The 21,341-nt window shown below is 62.0% G+C and carries 16 protein-coding genes; 7 read left to right on the top strand and 9 right to left on the bottom strand.

Going from position 1 to position 21,341, the window contains the following annotated elements:
* The first annotated feature begins 14 nt into the window (after nt 1–14).
* Nucleotides 15–1,358 (top strand): glucarate dehydratase, encoded by a 1,344-nt coding sequence (gene gudD, locus B0E42_RS09805; protein ID WP_018611386.1) that lies wholly within the window; start codon nt 15–17, stop codon nt 1,356–1,358.
* A 126-nt stretch (nt 1,359–1,484) separates the two neighbouring features.
* On the opposite strand, the gene glgB is transcribed toward gudD, so the two are convergent.
* The 3 genes from glgB to B0E42_RS09790 all read right to left on the bottom strand — a co-directional run bounded on the left by glgB (nt 1,485) and on the right by B0E42_RS09790 (nt 9,243).
* A complete protein-coding gene (glgB, locus tag B0E42_RS09800; protein ID WP_018611388.1) occupies nt 1,485–3,719 on the bottom strand; it encodes a 1,4-alpha-glucan branching protein GlgB in 2,235 nt (744 codons plus the stop codon).
* Between the two features lie 11 nt (nt 3,720–3,730).
* Entirely contained in the window at nt 3,731–7,075 is a 3,345-nt protein-coding gene (treS, locus tag B0E42_RS09795; protein WP_053178761.1) for a maltose alpha-D-glucosyltransferase, read from the bottom strand.
* A gap of 170 nt (nt 7,076–7,245) precedes the next feature.
* Nucleotides 7,246–9,243, bottom strand: coding sequence for an alpha-1,4-glucan--maltose-1-phosphate maltosyltransferase (locus B0E42_RS09790; RefSeq protein ID WP_053178759.1), 1,998 nt, complete (start codon nt 9,241–9,243; stop codon nt 7,246–7,248).
* A gap of 210 nt (nt 9,244–9,453) precedes the next feature.
* Between B0E42_RS09790 and B0E42_RS31070 the strand changes: the two genes are divergently transcribed.
* A complete protein-coding gene (locus B0E42_RS31070; RefSeq protein ID WP_013692690.1) occupies nt 9,454–9,618 on the top strand; it encodes a hypothetical protein in 165 nt (54 codons plus the stop codon).
* Nucleotides 9,619–9,774: 156 nt separating this feature from the next.
* Here the strand turns inward: B0E42_RS31070 and B0E42_RS09785 are convergent, their stop codons facing one another.
* Nucleotides 9,775–10,275 carry an MgtC/SapB family protein gene (locus tag B0E42_RS09785; RefSeq protein ID WP_053178757.1) on the bottom strand — a complete coding sequence of 167 codons (501 nt, stop codon included), beginning with the start codon at nt 10,273–10,275 and terminating at the stop codon, nt 9,775–9,777.
* A 135-nt stretch (nt 10,276–10,410) separates the two neighbouring features.
* Between B0E42_RS09785 and B0E42_RS09780 the strand changes: the two genes are divergently transcribed.
* The 3 genes from B0E42_RS09780 (at nt 10,411) to mapR (ending at nt 13,956) form a co-directional block, all read left to right on the top strand.
* The gene (locus tag B0E42_RS09780; RefSeq protein WP_053178755.1) at nt 10,411–10,647 is read left to right on the top strand and encodes a DUF3203 family protein; all 237 of its coding nucleotides are present in this window, start codon (nt 10,411–10,413) and stop codon (nt 10,645–10,647) included.
* Nucleotides 10,648–10,935: 288 nt separating this feature from the next.
* Nucleotides 10,936–12,348: a cytochrome c oxidase accessory protein CcoG gene (gene ccoG / locus B0E42_RS09775; protein ID WP_053178753.1), complete on the top strand. Its 1,413-nt coding sequence runs from the start codon at nt 10,936–10,938 to the stop codon at nt 12,346–12,348.
* A 198-nt stretch (nt 12,349–12,546) separates the two neighbouring features.
* Nucleotides 12,547–13,956: a GntR family transcriptional regulator MpaR gene (mapR, locus tag B0E42_RS09770; RefSeq protein ID WP_053178752.1), complete on the top strand. Its 1,410-nt coding sequence runs from the start codon at nt 12,547–12,549 to the stop codon at nt 13,954–13,956.
* 115 nt (nt 13,957–14,071) lie between these two features.
* On the opposite strand, the gene B0E42_RS09765 is transcribed toward mapR, so the two are convergent.
* Entirely contained in the window at nt 14,072–14,818 is a 747-nt protein-coding gene (locus B0E42_RS09765; protein ID WP_024619240.1) for an SDR family oxidoreductase, read from the bottom strand.
* A 79-nt stretch (nt 14,819–14,897) separates the two neighbouring features.
* On the bottom strand, nt 14,898–15,776 hold the full coding sequence (locus tag B0E42_RS09760) for a Dyp-type peroxidase (protein ID WP_053178749.1): 879 nt from the start codon (nt 15,774–15,776) through the stop codon (nt 14,898–14,900).
* A 225-nt stretch (nt 15,777–16,001) separates the two neighbouring features.
* Between B0E42_RS09760 and ampC the strand changes: the two genes are divergently transcribed.
* Nucleotides 16,002–17,150, top strand: a complete 1,149-nt coding sequence (gene ampC / locus B0E42_RS09755; RefSeq protein WP_077506287.1) for a class C beta-lactamase — start codon at nt 16,002–16,004, stop codon at nt 17,148–17,150.
* A 176-nt stretch (nt 17,151–17,326) separates the two neighbouring features.
* Here ampC and B0E42_RS09750 read toward each other — a convergent pair whose 3' ends face one another.
* The 3 genes from B0E42_RS09750 to B0E42_RS09740 all read right to left on the bottom strand — a co-directional run bounded on the left by B0E42_RS09750 (nt 17,327) and on the right by B0E42_RS09740 (nt 19,785).
* A complete protein-coding gene (locus B0E42_RS09750) occupies nt 17,327–17,875 on the bottom strand; it encodes a DUF4174 domain-containing protein (protein ID WP_024619238.1) in 549 nt (182 codons plus the stop codon).
* 267 nt (nt 17,876–18,142) lie between these two features.
* Nucleotides 18,143–18,928: a sulfite exporter TauE/SafE family protein gene (locus B0E42_RS09745; protein WP_014339233.1), complete on the bottom strand. Its 786-nt coding sequence runs from the start codon at nt 18,926–18,928 to the stop codon at nt 18,143–18,145.
* A gap of 107 nt (nt 18,929–19,035) precedes the next feature.
* Nucleotides 19,036–19,785 carry a hypothetical protein gene (locus tag B0E42_RS09740; protein ID WP_003200082.1) on the bottom strand — a complete coding sequence of 250 codons (750 nt, stop codon included), beginning with the start codon at nt 19,783–19,785 and terminating at the stop codon, nt 19,036–19,038.
* 297 nt (nt 19,786–20,082) lie between these two features.
* Here B0E42_RS09740 and B0E42_RS09735 point away from each other — a divergent pair, with 297 nt between their 5' ends.
* Complete coding sequence (locus B0E42_RS09735) at nt 20,083–21,234, top strand: aldose epimerase family protein (protein WP_024619236.1); 1,152 nt, start codon at nt 20,083–20,085, stop codon at nt 21,232–21,234.
* The last annotated feature ends 107 nt before the right edge of the window (nt 21,235–21,341 follow it).

The raw sequence follows: 21,341 nt of genomic DNA, 5'->3' as shown, positions 1-21,341 counted from the left end.
AAGGATAAGTACAGATGAGCACCCCAGAAACCAGCAAAGCCCCGATCATCACCAGCATGCAGATCGTGCCCGTGGCCGGCCATGACGGCATGTTGCTGAACCTCAGCGGCGCCCATGGCCCGTTCTTCACCCGCAACATCGTCATCCTCAAGGACAACGCCGGCCACACCGGCGTGGGCGAAGTGCCCGGTGGCGAGCGCATTCGCCAGACCCTCGAAGATGCCCGTTCGCTGGTGGTCGGCAGCCCCATCGGCACGTACCAGAAGATCCTCAACACCGTGCGCCACGCCTTTGCCGACCGCGATGCCGGCGGCCGTGGCCTGCAGACTTTCGACCTGCGCATCACCATCCACGCGGTGACCGGCCTGGAAGCGGCACTGCTGGACCTGCTCGGCCAACACCTGGACGTACCGGTCGCGGCGCTGCTTGGCGAAGGCCAGCAACGCGATGAAGTGAAGATGCTCGGCTATCTGTTTTACGTCGGCGATCGCCAGCAGACCGACCTGCCCTACCGCAGCGAACCGGACGCCGACAACGACTGGTTTCGTGTGCGCCACGAAAAAGCCCTGGACGCCGACGCCGTGGTCCGCCTGGCCGAGGCCGCCCACGCCCGCTATGGCTTCCAGGACTTCAAGCTCAAGGGCGGCGTGCTGCAAGGCGACGCAGAGATCGAAGCGGTCACGGCGCTGGCCGAGCGCTTTCCCCAGGCACGCATCACCCTGGACCCGAACGGCGCCTGGTCACTCAAGGAAGCGGTGCGTTTGTGTCGCGACCAGCACAAGGTGCTGGCCTACGCCGAAGACCCTTGCGGTGCCGAGAACGGCTATTCGGGCCGCGAGGTCATGGCCGAGTTCCGCCGCGCCACGGGCCTGAAGACCGCCACCAACATGATCGCCACCGACTGGCGCGAGATGGGCCACGCCATCACCTTGCAGTCCGTGGACATTCCCCTGGCCGATCCGCACTTCTGGACCATGCAGGGCTCGGTACGGGTGGCGCAGATGTGCCATGAATGGGGCCTGACCTGGGGCTCGCACTCCAACAACCACTTCGACATTTCCCTGGCGATGTTCACCCACGTGGCCGCCGCCGCACCGGGCGACATCACGGCCATCGACACCCATTGGATCTGGCAGGACGGCCAGCGGCTGACCAAGGCGCCGTTGCAGATCCAGGGCGGTTGCGTGCAGGTGCCGAAAAAACCGGGGCTGGGGATTGAGCTGGACATCGACCAACTGGCCAAGGCCCATGAGTTGTACAAGGGCATGGGCCTTGGCGCGCGGGACGATGCGGTGGCGATGCAGTTCCTGATTCCGGGTTGGACGTTCAACAACAAGCGGCCGTGCCTGGTTCGCTGACGCGACACAGCCCTCTGTGGGAGCGAGCCTGCTCGCGATGACGGCGGCACATCCAACATCACCTTCTCAGGTAGACCGCATCGCGAGCAGGCTCGCTCCCACAGGGCTGCATGGCTAGACTCGCGACTAACCCTCCGGCCGCAGGATCAATACCGCCAACGGCGGCAAGTTGAGTTCCAGCGACAGGGCCTGGCCATGGCTGGGCACTTCTTCGGTGGAGGCCCCGCCGCCATTGCCATAGTTGGAGCCGGCGTAGGTGTCGGCATCGCTGTTGAGCAATTCGACCCAACGCCCGCCGAACGGCACGCCGACCCGGTAGGCCTCGCGCGGCACCGGTGTGAAGTTGGCGACCACCAGCACCGGCCGGCCCTCCTTGCTCCAGCGCAGCCAGGCGTAGACGCTGTTGAGCGCATCGTCACCAATCAACCACTGGAACCCCTGGGGCGCATCATCCTGGTCATGCAGCGCCGGTTCTTCGCGATACAGCCGGTTCAGATCGCTCACCAGTTTCTGCACCCCACGGTGCTCAGGGTATTGCAGCAGGTACCAGTCCAATTGCTGGTCGTGGTTCCACTCGCGCCATTGGCCGAACTCACAGCCCATGAACAACAGCTTCTTGCCGGGATGGCCCCACATGAAGCTGAGGTAGGCCCTCAGGTTGGCGAATTTCTGCCAACGGTCACCGGGCATCTTGTCGATCAGCGAGCGTTTGCCATGAACCACTTCGTCATGGGAAATCGGCAGGACGAAGCGCTCGGACCAGGCATACACCAGGCCAAAACTCAGTTCGTTGTGGTGATGGGCGCGGTACACCGGGTCTTGCTGGATGTAGTGCAGCGAATCGTGCATCCAGCCCATGTTCCACTTGTAGGCAAAACCCAGGCCGCCCTGCTGGGTGCTCTGGCTGACGCCTGGCCACGCCGTGGATTCTTCGGCGATGACCAGCGCACCGGGGGTTTCCAGCGCCACCACATCGTTGAGGTGCCGCAGGAAATCGATGGCTTCGAGGTTTTCCCGTCCGCCGTGGCGGTTAGGCACCCACTCACCGGCCTTGCGCGAATAGTCGCGGTACAACATCGAGGCCACGGCATCCACCCGCAGGCCATCGACGTGGAAATGCTTGAGCCAGTGCAGCGCCGACGCCAGCATGAAGCCGTGCACTTCGGTGCGGCCCAGGTTGTAGATCAGCGTGTCCCAATCCTGGTGAAAGCCTTCCAGCGGGTTGCCGTATTCGTACAGCGCGGTGCCGTCGAACTGGGCCAGGCCGTGGGTGTCGGTGGGGAAATGCGCCGGTACCCAGTCGAGGATGACGCCGATATTGGCCTGGTGGCAGGCGTTGACGAACGCGGCGAAATCGTCTGGCGAGCCGAAGCGTGCCGTCGGCGCGAATTGCGACAGCGGCTGATAGCCCCAGGAACCGCCAAACGGGTGCTCCATGATCGGCATCAGCTCAATGTGGGTGAAACCCAGGTCCTTGACATACGGGATCAGCCGCTCGGCCATTTCATGCCAGTTGTATTGCCGGGCCACCTCCCCCGCCTCGTCGATTTCGCACTGCCAGGAGCCGGCGTGCAATTCGTAGATCGACAGCGGCGCACCCGGGAGCTGGCGCTCGCGACGGTGCTGCATCCACTCGTCGTCCTGCCATTCGATCTTCAGGGGTGAGGCGACTCTCGACGCCGTGTCTGGCGGCATCTGCGTGGCCAGGGCCACAGGGTCGGCCTTGAGCGGCAGGATGCCGTGGGCACCGAGGATTTCATACTTGTAACCTTCACCGGCACCCAGCCTGGGGACGAATATCTCCCACACGCCGGACGGATAACGAATGCGCATCGGATGCCGACGCCCGTCCCAGACGTTGAAATCCCCGACCACCGAAACGCGCCGGGCATTCGGCGCCCAGACCGCGAACCGCACGCCGTCGATGCCATCGACGGTGGTCAGTTGCGCACCGAGGCAGGAACTGAGATCGCGGTGATTGCCCTCGCCAAACAGGTAGAGGTCCATCTCCCCCAGCAACGGACCGAAGCTGTAGGGGTCTTCGGCAACCTGCTCGCCGCCGGCCCAACGGGTGCGCAGCAAGTACGCCTGGGCACGGTCGAAATGGCCGACGAACAGCCCCGGGGTTGCGGTGGGTTGCAGTTCCCCCAGCTCTTCGCCGCCATCGCGGGCCAGCACATGCACGCTCAGGGCTCCGGGCAGATACGCGCGAATGAATTGGCCGCCGGCGTCGTCGCCATGAGGCCCCAGGATGGAAAACGGGTCGTGGTGTTCGGCGCGCACCAGCGCGTCGATGTCATGGGGCGCCGGCAGCAACGACTCTTTGGCCTGCCCCTGTGGTTCTTTGTTCGAGACACTCATGATTCTCTCCACTAAATCGGTCCGGCTACGTCGGAAAAGGGTTGCAGCCCACTCAATAACCCGACCAGACCGTGCAACGGCACGGGCAGCCAGGTGGGGCGATTCTCGGCTTCATAGGCCACTTCATAGGCCGCCTTCTCCAGGCCGAACAACGCCAGCGCGGCGTCTTCGCCTTCAGCATCCTTCCACTCATGGGCAAGACTAGCTGCCGCCAGCCGATATGCCTCGACAAATGCCTGGCGAGCCTCTTTCAGATAACGATCGGCGACCCGTTGCCGCGCCGCATCGGCATCGGCCGTGCTGTCGACGGTGTGCAAGTGAATCGCCATGGCTGCCGCATAATCGAAGGAACGCAGCACGCCACTGACGTCCTTATAGGGGCTGTGCTTGCCCCGTCGTTCATGCAATGGTCGCGCCGGCTCACCTTCGAAGTCGATCAGGTAGGCGTCGCCCTTGATCACCAGCACCTGCCCCAGGTGCAGGTCGCCATGGACGCGAATGCGCAAGCCTCCTTCAGCCTTGCCGGCCAGTGCCTGGACATGGGCCAGGACGGTTTTCTTGTGCTCCAGCAAGCGTGCGACCATGGCTTGGTCCGCGGGGTTCAATTGGCCCTGGTTCTGCTTGAGCAGGCGCAAGGCGTTTTCCACTTGGGCGACCACGTCCTTGCCGATGGCCTGGGCTTGCTTGGCGTTGGTGGCCTGCGGCGCGAAGTCCGGATCGTCGGTAGCCTGGGCCAATACCTGGTGCATTTCCCCCAGGCGCTGGCCGAGCATGCCGGCGAAATCCTTCAGTTCGCCCAGGGCGTTGTAATGCTGCTCCTGTTCGGAGACTGCGTCCGCCAGCTCATCGCGCAGGGCGCGTTCGAGGTTGTTCTGGGTCCATTCCCAGGCATCGCCCTGATTGCTCAAATAGCCCTGGGCGATCATCAGCAGCGCATCTTCACCCTGGGCGTCGCGGCGAACCACCGAACCCAACAGCGGTGAAATATTGCTGAAACCGGCAGCGGTCAGGTAGGCGCTCATTTCCAGTTCCGGGTGGACACCCGAGGCGACCTTGCGAATCAACTTGAGCACCAGGCTGCTGCCCACCACCACCGAACTGTTGGACTGTTCGGCGGACAGGTAACGCACCTCTGGTTCGTCTCCCAGGTTCAGCGCGGCCAGGCCTTCGGTGGGTTCGAAGCGCAACTCACCTTCGGCGAACGGCAGCACCGTGGCGGCCTGCATGCTGTGCAGCACGGCGCGCACGAAGCTTTCCAGGCTGAATGCATCGGTGATCAGGCCCACCTGACGCACCCGACGTACCCGCGACAACGCCAGTTGCTGCGGTAACGCCGCACCCACCTGGTCTTCGGCGAGCAGGCCGAACGGCAGTTGATAACGCAGGGTCTGGCCGCCACTGGTGACATCGATTTCACTGAGCAGCACCGGGTGCTGCGGGTCACCAAAGCGCACGCCATAGACAATCTCGACCTTCTCGATCGCACTGTCCTTGCCGGCGAACCAGCGGCGGTTCTGCAGCCAGCTCGGCAGAATGGTTTGCTCCAGCGTGGTGCGCGATGGCGCTTCGAGTAATTCTTCCAGGCGTTTTTTCAGCACCAGGGTGGTGAAGTCCGGCAAGCTCTGGGCCGGTTCCACGTGCCAGCTCGGCATCTGGTTCTCGGTTGCCAGGGCGAACCAATAGAAGCCATACGGCGCCAGGGTCAGCAGGAAGTTCAACTGGCCGATGGGTGGGAAAGCGTTACCGCCGAGCATCTCCACCGGGACCATGCCGGCGTAGGTCGACAGATCCAGTTCGGCGGCCTGGGCGCTGCGGGACACGTTGGCCACGCAGAGGATGATTTCGTGCTTGCCGTCGGGGCCGGTGTATTCGCGGGTATAGGCCAGGATCCGGCGATTGCTCGGCGAGAGCATCTTCAACGTGCCACGGCCGAAGGCCTTGGACTGCTTGCGCACCGCCAGCATGCGTCGGGTCCAGTTGAGCAGCGAGTGCGGGTCACCGGCCTGGGTCTCGACGTTGACCGATTGGTAGCCGTATTGCGGGTCCATGATCGGCGGCAGCACCAGGCTGGCCGGGTCGGCGCGGGAGAAGCCGCCGTTGCGGTCGATGGACCATTGCATCGGCGTACGCACGCCATCGCGGTCGCCCAGGTAGATGTTGTCGCCCATGCCGATTTCATCGCCGTAGTACAGCGTCGGCGTGCCGGGCATCGACAGCAGCAGGCTGTTGAGAAGCTCGACGCGACGACGGTCGCGCTCCACCAACGGCGCCAGGCGCCGACGAATACCCAGGTTGATGCGCGCCCGACGGTCGGCGGCGTAGTAGTTCCACAGGTAGTCACGCTCCTTGTCGGTGACCATCTCCAGGGTCAACTCATCGTGGTTGCGCAGGAAAATCGCCCACTGGCAATTGGCGGGGATCTCCGGGGTCTGGCGCAGGATGTCGGTGATAGGGAAGCGATCTTCCTGGGCCAGCGCCATGTACATGCGCGGCATCAGCGGGAAGTGGAAGGCCATGTGGCATTCGTCACCGTTCATCCCTTGGGCGTCGACATCGCCGAAGTACAACTGGGTGTCTTCCGGCCACTGGTTGGCTTCGGCCAGCAACATGCGGTCGGGGTAGTTGGCATCGATCTCGGCGCGGATCAGCTTCAGGACATCATGGGTCTCGGGCAGGTTTTCGTTGTTGGTGCCGTCGCGCTCGATGAGGTACGGGATGGCGTCCAGGCGCAGGCCGTCGATGCCCATGTCGAGCCAGTAGCGCATCACCGACAACACGGCCTTGATGACCTGCGGGTTATCGAAGTTGAGGTCGGGCTGGTGGGAGTAGAAGCGGTGCCAGAAGTACTGGCCCGCCACCGGGTCCCAGGTCCAGTTGGACTTCTCGGTGTCGAGGAAGATGATTCGCGTGCCGTCGTACTTGTGGTCGTCATCGGACCAGACGTAGAAGTCCCGCGCCTTCGAACCCGGCTTGGCCTTGCGCGCGCGTTGGAACCAGGGGTGCTGGTCCGAGGTGTGGTTGATGACCAGCTCGGTGATCACCCGCAGGTTGCGCTTGTGGGCTTCGGCAATGAACCGCCGCGCATCGGCCATGGTGCCGTAGTCGGCGCTGACGCCGCGGTATTCGGCAATGTCATAACCGTCGTCACGCCGGGGCGAAGGATAGAACGGCAGCAGCCAGATGGTGTTGACGCCCAGGTCGGCGATGTAGTCGAGCTTTTCGATCAGGCCGGGAAAGTCACCGATCCCGTCGTTATTGGAGTCGAAATAGGATTTTACGTGGACCTGGTAAATCACCGCGTCCTTGTACCAGAGCGGATCTTTGATGAAGGTGGCAGACCGGGGTTTCTTCGCCATTTGCAACTCCTGATGAATTCAATAAAGCCGCGGGATACAGGCTTGTGAGGTCTTGTTGTGTTGCGAGGCCTGCGCTTTAGTGGGAGCAAAGCTTGCTCGCGATGCAGGCACCTCGACTCCTCAGGGAGGCCGCGTTCTCTTCATCGCGGGCAAGCCTTGCTCCCACAGCATCACGCCACGCTGATCCGCCAAATCCCGAACGGCTGGTATGCCGGGTCAATCCGCATGAACTGGTGCTTGCCGTACCAGCTCCAGCGATGTCCGTTCATCAGATCCTCGCCCTGGGTCTGGGCGTCGTCGGGCAGGCCCATCTCCCAGAGCGGCAACTCGAAACTGGCTTCCTGCGGGTTGTGCGGATCAAGGCTCACCGCCACCAGGATGAAATTGCTGCCGTCGGCGGTGCGCTTGCCGAAATAGAGAATGTTGTCGTTCCAGGCGTTGTAGATTTTCAGGCCCAGGTGGGTATGCAGCGCGGGGTTCTGCCGGCGGATGCGGTTGAGCTGGGCGATCTCGGCAACGATGTTGCCCGGCGCGGTGAAGTCCCGGGGGCGGATCTCGTATTTCTCCGAATCGAGGTATTCCTCCTTGCCCGGCACCGGTGCCGATTCGCACAGTTCGAAACCCGAATACATGCCCCACAGGCCCGAGCCCATGGTTGCCAGGGCCGCACGGATCAAAAAGCCGGCACGCCCCGATTCATGGAGAAAGGCCGGGTTGATGTCTGGCGTGTTGACGAAAAAATTCGGTCGGTAGCATTCACGCCACGGCGATTCATTGAGTTCGCTGAAGTAGGTCGCCAGTTCAGCCTTGGTGTTGCGCCAGGTGAAATAGGTGTAGCTCTGGGAGTAACCAACCTTGCCCAGCCGCGCCATCATCGCCGGCGTGGTGAACGCTTCAGCCAGGAAGATCACTTCAGGGTAGTGCGCCCGCACATCGGCGATCAGCCATTGCCAGAACGGCAGTGGTTTGGTGTGAGGGTTGTCGACGCGGAATATCTTCACGCCTTCCTTGACCCAGCCCACCACGATGTCCCGCAGCTCCACCCACAGGCTGGGAATCGCATCGGCCGCATAGAAATCAACGTTGACGATGTCCTGGTATTTCTTCGGCGGGTTTTCCGCATATTTGATCGTGCCGTCCGGCCGCCAGCTGAACCAGCCCGGATGCTGCTTGAGCCAGGGGTGATCCTGGGAACACTGGATCGCGAAGTCCAGGGCAATCTCCAGGCCGTGGTCAGCGGCCGCCGCCACCAGGCGCCGGAAGTCCTCGCGGCTGCCCAATTGCGGGTGAATGGCCTCGTGCCCGCCCTCCTCGCTGCCAATGGCATACGGGCTGCCCGGGTCGTCGGGACCGGCGGTGAGGGAATTGTTCGGGCCTTTGCGGAAACTGCGACCGATGGGATGGATCGGCGGGAAGTACAGCACGTCGAAGCCCATGTCCTGGATCATCGCCAGGCGCGAATGCACGTCGTTGAAAGTGCCGTGGCGTTGGGGATCGTCGGTGATCGAGCGGGGAAACAGCTCATACCAGCTGGCAAACTCGGCCAGCTTGCGCTCCACATCCAGCGGATACTCTGGGCTGATGCTCAAGTATGGGCGATGATCGGCCCGGGACATCAGATCGGCACTGCGCGGTGCCAGGAACAGCGCCACCTGCTCGGTCGGCAACAGGCCGGAGAGCTCATGGTGCAAGGCCGCCAGTTGCTCGCTCAGCTCACCGGTGCTGCGCTCGACGGCCATTTGCACTTGGTTGCGCCCTTCCTGCAATTCCAGGCTGATCGGCACCCCTGCCCCGAATTTCTTTTCCAGCTCGTAGCGAAAACTGGCGAACTGATCGATCCAGGCCTCGATACAAAACACATAGCGGCCTTGTTCCGGCACGTTGAACTGGCCCTGCCAGCCGTTGTTGCCCAGGTCACTCATGACCTCGCTGTTCCACACTTCATCCTGCAGCGCACGCCAGCGAATGCGCACGGCCAGCTTGTCATGACCATCGGCGAAGACTTTGCTGGTCACTGTCACGTCCTGCCCAGCCACGGCCTTGGCGGCGAATTGCCCAGCGTCGATCACCGGCATGGTGTTTTCAATCGCGATACGCGGCAACAGCAAGGCTTGGGACAGCGGTAAATGCGGGTTGCAGGCCAGTTCAGTCGGGTGTTCGGCAGTCATCGAGCATCGCTCCTTTTACGCCCCATGGACGCGCTTGTGGCGGTAAAGGCCCAACGGGTCCCTGAAAAAACTCACTTAAACTCCGAACCGAATCAACGGCTAAAAGTTCAGAGGTATTTACCCCGATGCATCCGGGGATCAAAGCCGGCGCAAGGTGGTCAACAACAATAAGCACGACTCAAGCCATGTGCGTCACGGAGACCCGTCCTGATGAATATTCCCATCCCGGCCGAAACACCCGATCCGAACATCGACGACCCCACCTTGCCCCCGCCCGGCCCTGATCCGGAACCGATTCCAGAGAAGGACCCGCCGCTGGACCCACAACCGCCGCTGGGTGACCCGCCGAGCGAGGCGCCGCCGGAGCGGGTTTGAATCAAGCGTAGTAATAAAGAAACTGGATGACGAAAAACCTGTGGGAGCGGGCTTGCTCGCGAAGGCGGCGTGACAAGCAATATTTTCATTGACTGACACACCGCTTTCGCGAGCAAGCCCGCTCCCACAGGTTGTGTTTGCAGGCTTATAGCGGTGTCACGGCTTGTCGCCCTTCTCCAACGCCCGGACGATCACCGGCATCACACTGAAGATCGCCAGCGCCAGCACCGTACTGAGCACCGCCGTCGCCTCCCGGCCCAACCCGGCGGCGACGCCAATGGCGGCAGTCATCCAGAGGCCGGCAGCGGTGGTCAGGCCCTTGACGTGACCTTCGTCGCCGTCGGTGTTTTTCAGGATGGTGCCGGCGCCGAGAAAACCGATGCCAGCGACCACGCCTTGTATCACCCGGCTCATCGCGTCGGCCTGGGCCCCGGACATCTGTGGCACCAAGACGAACAGCGCCGCCCCCAGGGCCACGAGCATGTGGGTTCGCACGCCGGCAGCCTTGCCCTTGTGTTCGCGCTCGAAACCCAGGATGCCGCCCAGCAGCGCGGCCATGAGCAGGCGCACCGTGACCCGGGTCATCTGCTGGGCATCGGTGATGTCGGCGAATTCCGCCTGCAGGGTTACCCAGACTTCATGCCACCAGGCGTCCATGGACCGTCCTCTTGTTCAGTCGATAAACGATGGACCGCAGGCGACGCCAGAGGTGCGCCTGACCGCTGATCAGCCGCCACGAACCCTGGCTTGTTCGCGAGACCTAACGTTCATGACCCCAGAAGGAGGAACACCATGACTGTCCGTATCGATGACAACCAGACCTGCCATTTCGAAACCCCCAACGGCACCGAACAGCGCCCCGCCAGCGAGCTGACCATCATCACCGACCCGGACAAGGCCATGTCAGTCGTGGAGCTCAATGGCGACCGGGTCTACATCACCGAGGCCGAGGCCGATGCACTGACCGTGGCCGGCGCGGTCGACGGGCGCAAGCACCTGAAGGCCAGCGAAAGCGGCTCGGCGATCTGAACCGCTTGAAGCCTCTGCGAGGTCTTCAATCGGTGGGAGCAAAGCTTGCTCGCGATGAAAACAACACGAGACCTCTTGAACCGAGGTGCCTGTATCGCGAGCAAGCTTTGCTCCCACTGCCCCCTGGCCTCAACGGTATGTTCGCTCGTCCTCGGGTGCATCAAAGTGTCGCAGGGCCTGGGTTTCGCGGCATCTGATCCGGTTTTTATCGAAACACCTGAGTCTGTTATGCAAACAGTTCCATGGTCATAGTGCGCCGGCCAGATAGAGGCTGATGAGCGACCGACCATGAGCGATAGAATCCCCGTCCAGTTGATACAGACGTTCGAACCTGCGCCAACGAAGATAAAGGCCAGGAGCACCGACAACCTGATCCACACCCGCAGTTTCACCGGCTTGTTTCGCACCTTGCGTATCAGCGGTGCGGGGGTTCTGTTCCTGCTGTTCTTCGGCACGGTGTGGTTGAACTGGGGCGGTCGCCAGGCGGTGCTCTGGGACCTTTCCGAAAGCAAGTTCCACATCTTTGGCGCGACCTTCTGGCCCCAGGATTTCATCCTGCTGTCGGCCTTGCTGATCATCGCCGCCTTCGGCCTGTTTGCGATCACCGTGTTTGCCGGTCGCGTGTGGTGCGGCTACACCTGCCCGCAGAGTTCCTGGACCTGGATCTTCATGTGGTGCGAGAAAATCACCGAAGGCGAACGCAACCAGCGGATCAAGCTGCAGGCCGCGCCCTGGGGCCTGAACAAACTCTTGCGCCGCTCAGCCAAGCACACCTTGTGGCTGGCCATCAGCCTGCTCACCGGCCTGACGTTCGTGGGGTACTTCACGCCGATCCGCCCATTGGCCGAGGAACTGCTGACCCTGCAAATGGCCGGCGTGAGCCTGTTCTGGGTGCTTTTCTTTACCGCAGCCACCTACCTCAACGCCGGCTGGCTGCGTGAAGCGGTGTGCATGCATATGTGCCCCTATGCACGCTTTCAGAGCGTGATGTTCGACAAGGACACACTGACCATTTCCTACGATGCGGCCCGTGGTGAGATCCGCGGCCCACGCAAACGCGAGGCAAACCCGGCCAATATTGGCCTGGGCGACTGCATCGACTGCCAGATGTGCGTGCAGGTCTGTCCCACCGGCATCGACATCCGCGACGGCCTGCAGATGGAATGCATCGGCTGCGCGGCCTGCATCGATGCCTGCGACTCGATCATGGACAAGATGGGTTACGCCCGCGGCCTGATCAAATACACCTCCGAACATCAGTTGCAGGGCGGCAAGACTCACCTGCTCAGGCCTCGGCTGATCGGCTATAGCGCCGTGCTGCTGGTGATGATCGGCGCGCTGGTCGTGGCGCTGATGCAACGGCCCATGGTGTCGCTGGATGTCAGCAAGGACCGTGGCCTGTTCCGCGAAAACAGCGCAGGCCAGATCGAGAACATCTACAGCCTGAAAATCATCAACAAGACCCAACAGCGCCAGGATTACCAACTGTCCCTGGTGGACGGCGACGGCTTCATCCTGCAAGGCAAGACCCAACTGAGCCTGGCCCCGGGGGAAATCGTCGATGTGCCGGTGTCGGTGGCGATGCTCAGCGAACGGCCTGATAAAGGCTCCCAGGAAATGACGTTCAAGGTCGCCGACAGTGACGAGCCGGGCATCTACAGCATCGCCAAGAGCCGTTTTGTCGCACCGATGAATCGTTGAACCCGTAAGATGCCGGGCACCTGTGGGAGCGAGCCTGTGAGGGCAAGCCTGTGGGAGCAAAGCTTGCTCGCGAAGAACGATGACACGACCTTACTGTTGATTTGTGTCGCCTGTATCGCGAGCAAGCTTTGCTCCCACACGCTCGCTCCCACAGTTTAAGAAACGCAAACCACGCGTTATCCACTACTGGGCCCCACCATGAAACGCTACGAGAAATTTGCCGACGACATCGCCGAACTGATCCGCTCGGGCATGCTGGGGCCAGGTCAGCGCGTGCCGTCGGTACGCTACGCCAGCCAGACCTACGGTGTCAGCCCGTCCACCGTGTTCCAGGCCTACTACCTGCTGGAACGACGCGGCATGATCCGGGCCCGGCCGCGCTCCGGCTACTTCGTCAACACCCACGCGCCGAGCCCGTTTTCGGAGCCTGCGATCAGCAGCCAGGTGCACGAGTCCACCGAAGTCGACGTCAGTGAGTTGGTATTTTCGGTCCTCAACTCGATCAAGGACCCGGCCACCGTACCGTTCGGCTCGGCATTCCCCAGCCCGACGCTGTTCCCACTGCAACGGCTGTCCCGTTCGCTGTCCAGCGCAACACGGGACATGGACCCGCGAATGGTGGTCACGGACATGTCGCCGGGCAATCCACACTTGCGCCGACAGATCGCCCTGCGCTACATGGTCGGCGGGTTGATGCTGCCCATGGAGGAACTGCTGGTCACCAACGGCGCCCTGGAAGCCTTGAACCTGTGCCTGCAAGCCGTGACCGAGCCCGGCGACCTGGTGGCGATCGAAGCGCCAGCGTTCTACGCCAGCCTGCAAGTGTTGGAGCGCCTGAAGCTCAAGGCCGTGGAAATTCCCGTCCACCCGCGCGACGGCATCGACCTGGACGTGCTGGCGCAGACACTGGAGCGCCATCCGATCAAGGCCTGCTGGTGCATGACCAGCTTCCAGAACCCCATGGGCGCGACCATGCCCGAGGAGCGCAAACAGGCGCTGGTCGAGTTGCTGCGCCGTCATCAGGTGCCGCTGATCGAGGACGACGTGTACGCCGAACTCTATTACGGCCAGCAGGCCCCCAAGCCCGCCAAGGCGTTCGACACCGAAGGGCTGGTGATGCATTGCGGTTCGTTCGCCAAGAGCCTGGCACCGGGTTATCGCATCGGCTGGGTTGCCGCCGGGCGCTACGCGCAGAAGATCGAACGGCTCAAGCTCATGACCTCGCTATGCGCCTCGATGCCGGCCCAGGCTGCCATCGCCGACTACCTGCAACACGGCGGTTACGACCGTCACCTGCGCAAACTGCGCTACGCCCTGGAAGAACAGCAAAGCGCGATGCTCGCCGCCATCGCCCGCTATTTCCCGGCCCAGACCCGAGTCAGCCAGCCAGCGGGGGGCTACTTCCTGTGGCTGGAGTTGCCGGAGCAGATGGATTCACTGAAATTGTTCCAGATGGCCTTGGCCCAGGGCATCAGCATCGCGCCGGGACCGATCTTTTCACCGACCCGGCGTTTCAGGAATTGCATCCGCTTGAACTATGGCAGCCCGTGGACCGAGGCCTCGGAAAAGGCCATGGAGACGTTGGGGCGGATTATTCGATCGTTTTGATATTGGAGTGCCTGTCGGGCCGCCATCGCGAGCAAGCTTTGCTCCCACATTGGAACGCTGCCCCCTGTGGGAGCAAAGCTTGCTCGCGATAGGGCCAAAACAGACACCCCAGGACTCAGCGCCCGCCCCCCAGGTCCACAAACGTCCCGGTCGCATACGAAGCCTTGTCCGACAGCAGCCAGATAATCGCTTCGGCCACTTCATCCGGACGCCCGCCCCGGGCCATGGGGATCGCAGATTCCAGCTTGCTGACCCGGTCCGGGTCGCCACTCAGGGCATGGAAATCGGTGTAGATATAGCCGGGGCGCACCGCGTTGACGCGAATGCCTTCGCCGGCCACTTCCTTGGACAAGCCGATGGTGAAGGTGTCCAGCGCGCCCTTGGAGGCCGCGTAGTCGACGTACTCCCCCGGCGACCCCAGGCGCGCGGCCACCGACGAGACGTTGACGATGCTGCCACCCTGCCCGCCATGCCTGGGCGACATGCGCAGCACCGCGTGCTTGGCGCAAAGAATCGGCCCTAGCACGTTGGTCTTCATGATCTTGAGAATGCGGAATTCGGACATTTCATCGAGCCGGGATTTCTGCGCGACCGTGCCGGCGTTGTTCACCAGGGCGGTGACACGGCCCAGCTCGGCATCCACCCGGTCGAACAGGCCGATCACTTCGTCTTCGATGCTCACGTCGGCCCGCACGGCAATCGCCTGCGCGCCCTTGGCCCGGACCTGTTCGAGCACCTCCTGCGCGGCACTTTCGTCGGACTGGTAATTGATGCAGATCCGATAACCCAGCTCGGCAGCCAACAGCGCCGTGGCCGCCCCAATTCCGCGGCCGCCACCGGTAATGACGATGACTTTATCCACGTTTGCTTCCCCCATTCCACGGATAGACGTGCGCTGCCAAGAATAGCGTTCACGTCACGCTTTGCAAAAACCGCTGCGCTTACCGGGCCAGGGCGCGCAGATCCAGGCGTCCATCCAGCAGCGGCGGGCACCAGTAATAGCCGCCGGTGATCGGCCGGCTCATGCGATACAGGCCATCGGTGATGCCGTCTTCCAGGCCACTCATGCGGCGCAGTTGTGCCTCGAAGGCATCGAGGGAGAAACCGAACGCCAGGAACATCAGCCCCGCACGGTCGCCTTCGATCCACGGCATGGAGCGACGGACCACGAACGCCTCCGGGGCGAAGCTTTCCTGGGCGGTGCGCTTGACGTGGGCCGACTCCGGCGCGTCGTCGAGTTCTTCGTTGTCGCTCAGGCGGCGGCCCATGATGTTGTCGCGCTCATGGGGTTGCATCGCCGCGAAGCCGTCCAGATCGTGCTGCCATTGCTGGATCGCGGCGAAACTGCCACCGCGCACCCCATCGGCGCCCTGGGCCAGGGCGGCGGCGATGGCCGCTTCGTCGTGAGGGTTTTCGGTGCCGTCTTCGTAGCCGGTCAGGTCATGGCCGGTCATGTGGCGGAAGGTTTCGTTCATCTGCACCAGGCGCAGCGCCGGGGCCAGCGCCGCCTCGATGGCGCGACTGCGGTGCATCAGCTCGCCGCGGTCTTCGCCGTGCAACCAGCACCACAGCGCGTGTTGGGTCGACGGGTTGTCCACGCCCACTCCGGTCAAGGCAGGAAAGGCCCGCAGGCCTTCGACCTGGGCCCCCAGCGCCTGGACCAGCGATTCGCCAAAGCCGACCACGGCCCGGCCATCGAGCAGCAACCGGAGTCTATCTACCGCAGCCGGCAACGCCTCGACCGATTCCAAGGCAAAAAACATATGACGGGCCTGAGGCGGAACAGGGGTGGCGAGAATGCCGGGCTGGTAGTAACTCATATGAACTCCTTTAGAAAGAGCGCAAGTTTACCCGGCGGCTGCCGCTTTGTGTGGTTTGGCTTGAGGTCCGGTCGCGCCGGGAAACCGGGCCGTTTTGTGGGAAGGCTCCCGCAGCCCTGTCAGACCACTCAGAAACATGCCTCGGCCCGATAGCCTCGGATTGCCGGGCAGCCAAAAACGCCCTAGATTGCCCCCCTCTAGGAAGGCCAACGAGAACGCTGCACCATGCAAATTGCCAGATCGATACTCGCCGGGACTTTTTTCCTGGTCTGCGGGACGCCCGCAGGCTTTGCCCAGGAGCGCATTGAAGACACAGTCAATGCCGTCATCCAACCGTTGATGAAGCAACAGGACATCGCCGGCATGGCCGTGGCGGTCACCTACAACGGTCAACGCCATTACTTCAACTACGGCGTGGCCTCCAAGGACACGAAAAAGCCGGTCACCGACCAGACCCTCTTCGAAATCGGCTCCGTCAGCAAGACCTTCACCGCCACCCTCGGCGCCTATGCACAGGCCCTGGGCAAGCTGTCCCTGGCCGACCCGGCCAGTCGCTTCGCCCCCGAGCTGCGCGGCAGCGCCTTCGAGGGCATCAGCCTGCTCAATCTCGCCACCTATACCGCCGGTGGCCTGCCGCTGCAGTTTCCCGACGAGGCGGACCATCCGGACCGGATGTTTGGTTATTACACAACCTGGAAGCCGCTCTACCCGGTCGGCACCCAACGGCTCTATTCAAACCCGAGCATCGGCCTGTACGGCTATCTGGCAGCCCGCAGCCTGGGGCGGCCGTTTGACGAGGTGATGGAACGCACGCTGATGCCAGGACTGGGGCTCAAGCACAGCTATGTGCGGGTGCCGCAGGATCAGTTGGGCCGATACGCCCAAGGCTATGCCAAAGACGGCAAGCCCGTCCGGGTCGGGCCAGGTGCCCTGGATTCCGAGGCTTATGGGGTGAAAACCAGCTCATCGGACCTGATGCATTTCCTCGAGGCCAACCTGCGACCTGAAAAACTGGACGCGGATCTGAAGCAAGCGATTGCCACGACGCATACAGGTTTCTACAAGGTTGACGGGATGAATCAGGGGCTGGGCTGGGAGTTCTACCCCGCTCCGTTCACCTTGGATGACCTGCTCGCGGGCAACACACCGCAGATGGCCCTGACCCCACAAAAAGCCGAAGCGCTCAACCCGCCCCGCCCTGCGCCGGACGGCGCCTGGATCAACAAGACAGGATCCACCAACGGTTTCGGCGCGTACGCGGCGTTCGTGCCCGGAAAGGACATGGGGATCGTCATGCTGGCGAACAGAAACTACCCGATCGAAGAACGGGTGAAAGCGGCGCATCGGATCCTGATGGCGTTGGATGCTCAATAAAGGACGACGAGTCCCCCTGTGGCGAGGGGATTTATCCCCGCTGGGGCGCGAAGCGGCCCTAACATTCTGGCAACTCGATATGTCAGGCATATTGAGTTGACGGCTTAGGGGGGCTGCTGCGCAGCCCAGCGGGGATAAATCCCCTCGCCACAAAGGGGCCTCGGCGCTATTGGGGATCAATCATCCAGCGGCTTCGGCGGCGCCGCCGGCTTGGCGGCCTTGCCAGGCTTGGTGCCTTTCGCATCCTTGGCCGGTGCAGGCTCTGGCGCGGGTGGTGGGGCTGGAGGTGTCGCTTCTTTTTCTGCCGCAGGCAGTTTATCGACGGCATCGAAGAGGTCTTTCAATTCGATCGCCCCGGAATGCTCAAGCTTCTTTTCCCCGTCCTTGCCCACCAGGATGATCTTGGTCTGCGCACCGGCTCCCAGCTTGAGCGAGCGAATCAGCGCCATGGTGCTTTGCGGGTCCAGGTCCTTGCCATCGCGCTGCCCAATGGTATTGAGCACGGTATAGAGCACCATGTTGCGCTCGGAAAAGCCCTGCTTGCCTGCCGGCTCATCCAAGGCCTTTTTCAGGCTCACCCAGGTAGGGTCGACCGTACTGGGCGCGATAACCACAAGGGGACGTGACCTGCCTGCGTCCGCCAACAGGGGGGAATCGCCATCGGCAGCGAACAGAGGGCCGGCAATGGCCAGCAAGGTAGCGAAGGTCAACGACCGAATGAGCATGCGCCTCTCCTTTTGATATTTACGCTGTACTGAGTACACAGGGCGGCGATTGTTCCGCGTGCGTCACCCAATACTGCGCCGGCCTGACTTGAAGCTTAGGCGAGGGGGTTCATTGCGCAACCGCAAGGAGAGCGCCGAAGTCGGGAGAGACGATTGTGGGAGCGAGCTTGCTCGCGATAGCGTCATGACGGCCAACATCGAGTCGACTGACACACCGTTATCGCGCGCAAGCTCGCTCCCACATTATTGGACTTGAGGTGACCCGTTCTAGAACGCCAGCTTGAACCCGATCATCGCCAGCATCACCGCCAGGCACGGACGCAGCAGTTCGTCGGAGATGCGTCCCGACAAATGACTGCCCAGGTAGATCCCCGGCAGCGAACCGATCAGCAGGAAGCCCAGGATGTGCCAATCCATGTTGCCCATGCTCGCATGGCCCAGGCCCGCCACCAGGGTCAGCGGCACGGCGTGGGCGATCTCGGTGCCCACCAGGCGCTTGGTGACCAGGAACGGGTAGAGGATGAACAGCGCGACAGTACCCAGGGCGCCAGCGCCGATCGAGGTCAACGCGACCATCGTACCCAGCACGAGGCCAGTGATGACCGTCAGCACATTGAGGCGGACACCGGAGGGGTTGTAGTGGCCGCCAGCGCGGTCATGGGCGAATTGAAGCAGGCGCTTCTTGAACAGGATCGCCAGGGCGGTGGCGAACAACACAAAGCCCAAGGCTTGCTTGATCACCGCGTTCATGGCGTCGGGGGAGCTGTGCAGGCTGCTGAGGAACCACAGCGTCAAGCCGACCGCCGGCACGCTGCCCAACGTCAGCCAGCCGGTGATCGCCCAGTCGATGTTGCGATTTTTTGCATGAACCAGCACACCACCAGACTTGGTAATGGCCGCGTACAGCAGGTCTGTACCTACCGCCGTCGCCGGGTTGATACCAAACCACAACAGGATCGGGGTCATCAGCGAACCCCCGCCGACGCCGGTCATCCCAACGATGAAGCCGACCACCAGGCCTGCAACGACTAAACCGACATTACCGAAATCCATTAAACCCGTCTCAGCACGACCGCGTGAAAAATCTGGCCGCGAGCATAGCGATTTTTCTTATAACCCCCTATATCGATGTGATCTATCTTTATTCCTTTTCCATCACTTCACTGAACCGGCAAGAAGTTGAGGAACAGCAGGCTCTGGGCATAATTCAAGCCGATCCGCCGGTAGCGCTCATCGAGCATCTGGGTCAGCAGGTCCAATCGGGCGACGATTTTTCCAAACTCCACGGCAAAACTCAGGTTGCTGCCCTCCTCCGAAATCTCATTGGAAAACAGCAACAGCTTACCGTCCTTGTTCTGCCGCTGGCTCAGCAGCCAGGTGGCTTTTTCGATATTGCGCGCCGCGTTGCTGACAAAACGCGGGTCGATGGTGTCGGTCATGTAGAACTCGAGGCGATTGCCGTGCGCGGTGACCAGCATGCTGCCGATGGCATAGATGAACGCCCCGACCCGATCGCCGAGAAATTCCGGGCTCATGGCATAGCTCAGGGCCGCCAGGTCCTTCTTGCCACCCAGGGTCGGCAAGGGCTGTTGCTGCTCGATGGCCATGCGCACCTGTTTTTCCGCAGTGCGGGCGTCGAGAAAGCCGGACTTGCGCAGTTCCTCGGGGTTGCGCAGGTACAGCTTGTTCATCAGCAGATAGAGGCTTTGCAGGTTGTCGTGCATCGACAACGTGGCCATGCGGTCGACGCTGGTCTGCAAGAACTCCTGGGGCCTGGCGTTGCTGAACTGCGTGACCATGTCCTGCCCCTGCTGATGGCTACAGCCGCCGCTGAACAGCATCGACACACCAACCAACAACGCCAGGCAGCAGCGGCGCAATCTCGTCACAGAGTAAAAAACACCGGCCATCGAGTCTCGGTCTGGGCATGGGGAAGCGATGGGGGTCGCCGCTTCCAGGCCCATGGATAGAGCAGCAAAAAACGCAAAAGTGCAGTGTTGGAAGAAAACCTCAATCTATCGCAACGCCTCCGCAGCCTAATTAGTCTTACTTTTTAATTGATAAATCTCTATTTATGGCTATAAATCCCTTCTCACCCATCAAATAGAAAGACTACTAACCAGAAAAACCTTCAGCGCTGTCCGACCAGTAACGGACTCGCCCCGCGTTCAAAACAACAACAAAACAACAGGAAGGAAGGTCATACCATGCTTGAATCCAGACAACTGCTCACGGCCCTCGGAGTGTCCCTGATGATCGCCACCTCGGCTTCCCAGGCTGCCGGCCTGACCAACGAACGCGGTGCGTTCGGCAAGACCGACGACGGCACGGCGGTGGAGAAATTCGTGCTGCGCAACAGCCACGGCATGGAGGCCACGGTCATCACCTATGGTGGCATCCTGCAATCGCTGAGCGTGCCGGACAAAAACGGCAAGGTCGCCGACATCGTGCTCGGTTTCGACGACGTGCAGGGTTACCAGAAGAACGGCAGCGTGTATTTCGGCGCGACCATCGGCCGCTTCGGCAATCGCCTGGCCGACGGCGCCTTCGAGCTGGACGGCAAGCGTTACCAAGTGCCGCAGAACGACCATGGCAACTCCCTGCACGGCGGGCCGCAAGGGTTCGACAAGCGTGTCTGGAAGGCCCAGCCCCATAATGCCAAGGACTCGGTGGGCGTCACCCTGACCTACCTGTCACCCGATGGCGAGATGGGCTTTCCCGGTGCGCTGAAGACCGACGTCACCTACAGCCTCAACGAACAGAACGAGTTGCGGATCGAGTACAAGGCCACCACCGACAAGCCCACGGTGCTGAACCTGACCAACCACAGCTATTTCAACCTGGCCGGCGCAGGCAACGGCGACATACTCGAGCAGCTCGCGACCCTGCACGCGGCCCATTACACACCGGTCACCGGCAAGCTCATTCCCACCGGCGAACTGGCCCCCGTGGCCGGTACGCCGATGGACTTCACCCAACCCACCGCCATCGGCACCCACATCAAGGCCGATCACCCACAACTCAAATTCGCCGAACCGAAACAAGGTGGCTTCGATTTCAACTGGGCGCTGGACGCCAAAGGCGACGTGAACAAACTGGCCGCCGAAGTGTATGACACAGACTCCGGACGACGCCTACAGCTCTACACCACCGAGCCTGGCGTGCAGTTCTATACCAGCAACTTCCTCGACGGCACCGTCAAGGGCAAGCAAGGCAAGGTCTATCCGCATTGGGGCGCGTTCACCCTGGAAACCCAGCATTACCCTGACTCGCCCAACCAGCCGAACTTCCCCTCGACGCGGCTTGATCCGGGCCAGACCTACACCCAGACCATGGTGTTGAAGTTCTCCGCAAAATAGAAAAGCTGCGCAACCCCCGTAGGAGCTGACGAGCGAAGCGAGGCTGCGATCTTTTCCCAGGCAATTGAGTCTGGAGCGAAAGATCAAAAGATCGTCCGAACGCGGCC

The organism is Pseudomonas sp. A25(2017), from assembly GCF_002001065.1.
In the GTDB taxonomy this organism is placed as follows: domain Bacteria; phylum Pseudomonadota; class Gammaproteobacteria; order Pseudomonadales; family Pseudomonadaceae; genus Aquipseudomonas; species Aquipseudomonas kilonensis.
The sequence above is the reverse complement of the archived record's forward strand: the minus strand, read 5'-3'. Positions and strand labels throughout refer to the sequence as shown.

Excerpts from the sequence above, each read along its gene's own strand:
- treS (WP_053178761.1), bottom strand. The coding sequence starts at position 7,075 with ATGGCGAAGAAACCCCGGTCTGCCACCTTCATCAAAGATCCGCTCTGG.
- B0E42_RS09785 (WP_053178757.1), bottom strand. The coding sequence starts at position 10,275 with ATGGACGCCTGGTGGCATGAAGTCTGGGTAACCCTGCAGGCGGAATTC.
- B0E42_RS09750 (WP_024619238.1), bottom strand. The coding sequence starts at position 17,875 with ATGCTCATTCGGTCGTTGACCTTCGCTACCTTGCTGGCCATTGCCGGC.
- ccoG (WP_053178753.1), top strand. The coding sequence starts at position 10,936 with ATGAGCGATAGAATCCCCGTCCAGTTGATACAGACGTTCGAACCTGCG.
- B0E42_RS09745 (WP_014339233.1), bottom strand. The coding sequence starts at position 18,928 with ATGGATTTCGGTAATGTCGGTTTAGTCGTTGCAGGCCTGGTGGTCGGC.
- mapR (WP_053178752.1), top strand. The coding sequence starts at position 12,547 with ATGAAACGCTACGAGAAATTTGCCGACGACATCGCCGAACTGATCCGC.
- B0E42_RS09790 (WP_053178759.1), bottom strand. The coding sequence starts at position 9,243 with ATGACTGCCGAACACCCGACTGAACTGGCCTGCAACCCGCATTTACCG.
- B0E42_RS09740 (WP_003200082.1), bottom strand. The coding sequence starts at position 19,785 with ATGGCCGGTGTTTTTTACTCTGTGACGAGATTGCGCCGCTGCTGCCTG.
- B0E42_RS09780 (WP_053178755.1), top strand. The coding sequence starts at position 10,411 with ATGACTGTCCGTATCGATGACAACCAGACCTGCCATTTCGAAACCCCC.
- glgB (WP_018611388.1), bottom strand. The coding sequence starts at position 3,719 with ATGAGTGTCTCGAACAAAGAACCACAGGGGCAGGCCAAAGAGTCGTTG.
- B0E42_RS09760 (WP_053178749.1), bottom strand. The coding sequence starts at position 15,776 with ATGAGTTACTACCAGCCCGGCATTCTCGCCACCCCTGTTCCGCCTCAG.
- gudD (WP_018611386.1), top strand. The coding sequence starts at position 15 with ATGAGCACCCCAGAAACCAGCAAAGCCCCGATCATCACCAGCATGCAG.
- B0E42_RS31070 (WP_013692690.1), top strand. The coding sequence starts at position 9,454 with ATGAATATTCCCATCCCGGCCGAAACACCCGATCCGAACATCGACGAC.
- ampC (WP_077506287.1), top strand. The coding sequence starts at position 16,002 with ATGCAAATTGCCAGATCGATACTCGCCGGGACTTTTTTCCTGGTCTGC.
- B0E42_RS09735 (WP_024619236.1), top strand. The coding sequence starts at position 20,083 with ATGCTTGAATCCAGACAACTGCTCACGGCCCTCGGAGTGTCCCTGATG.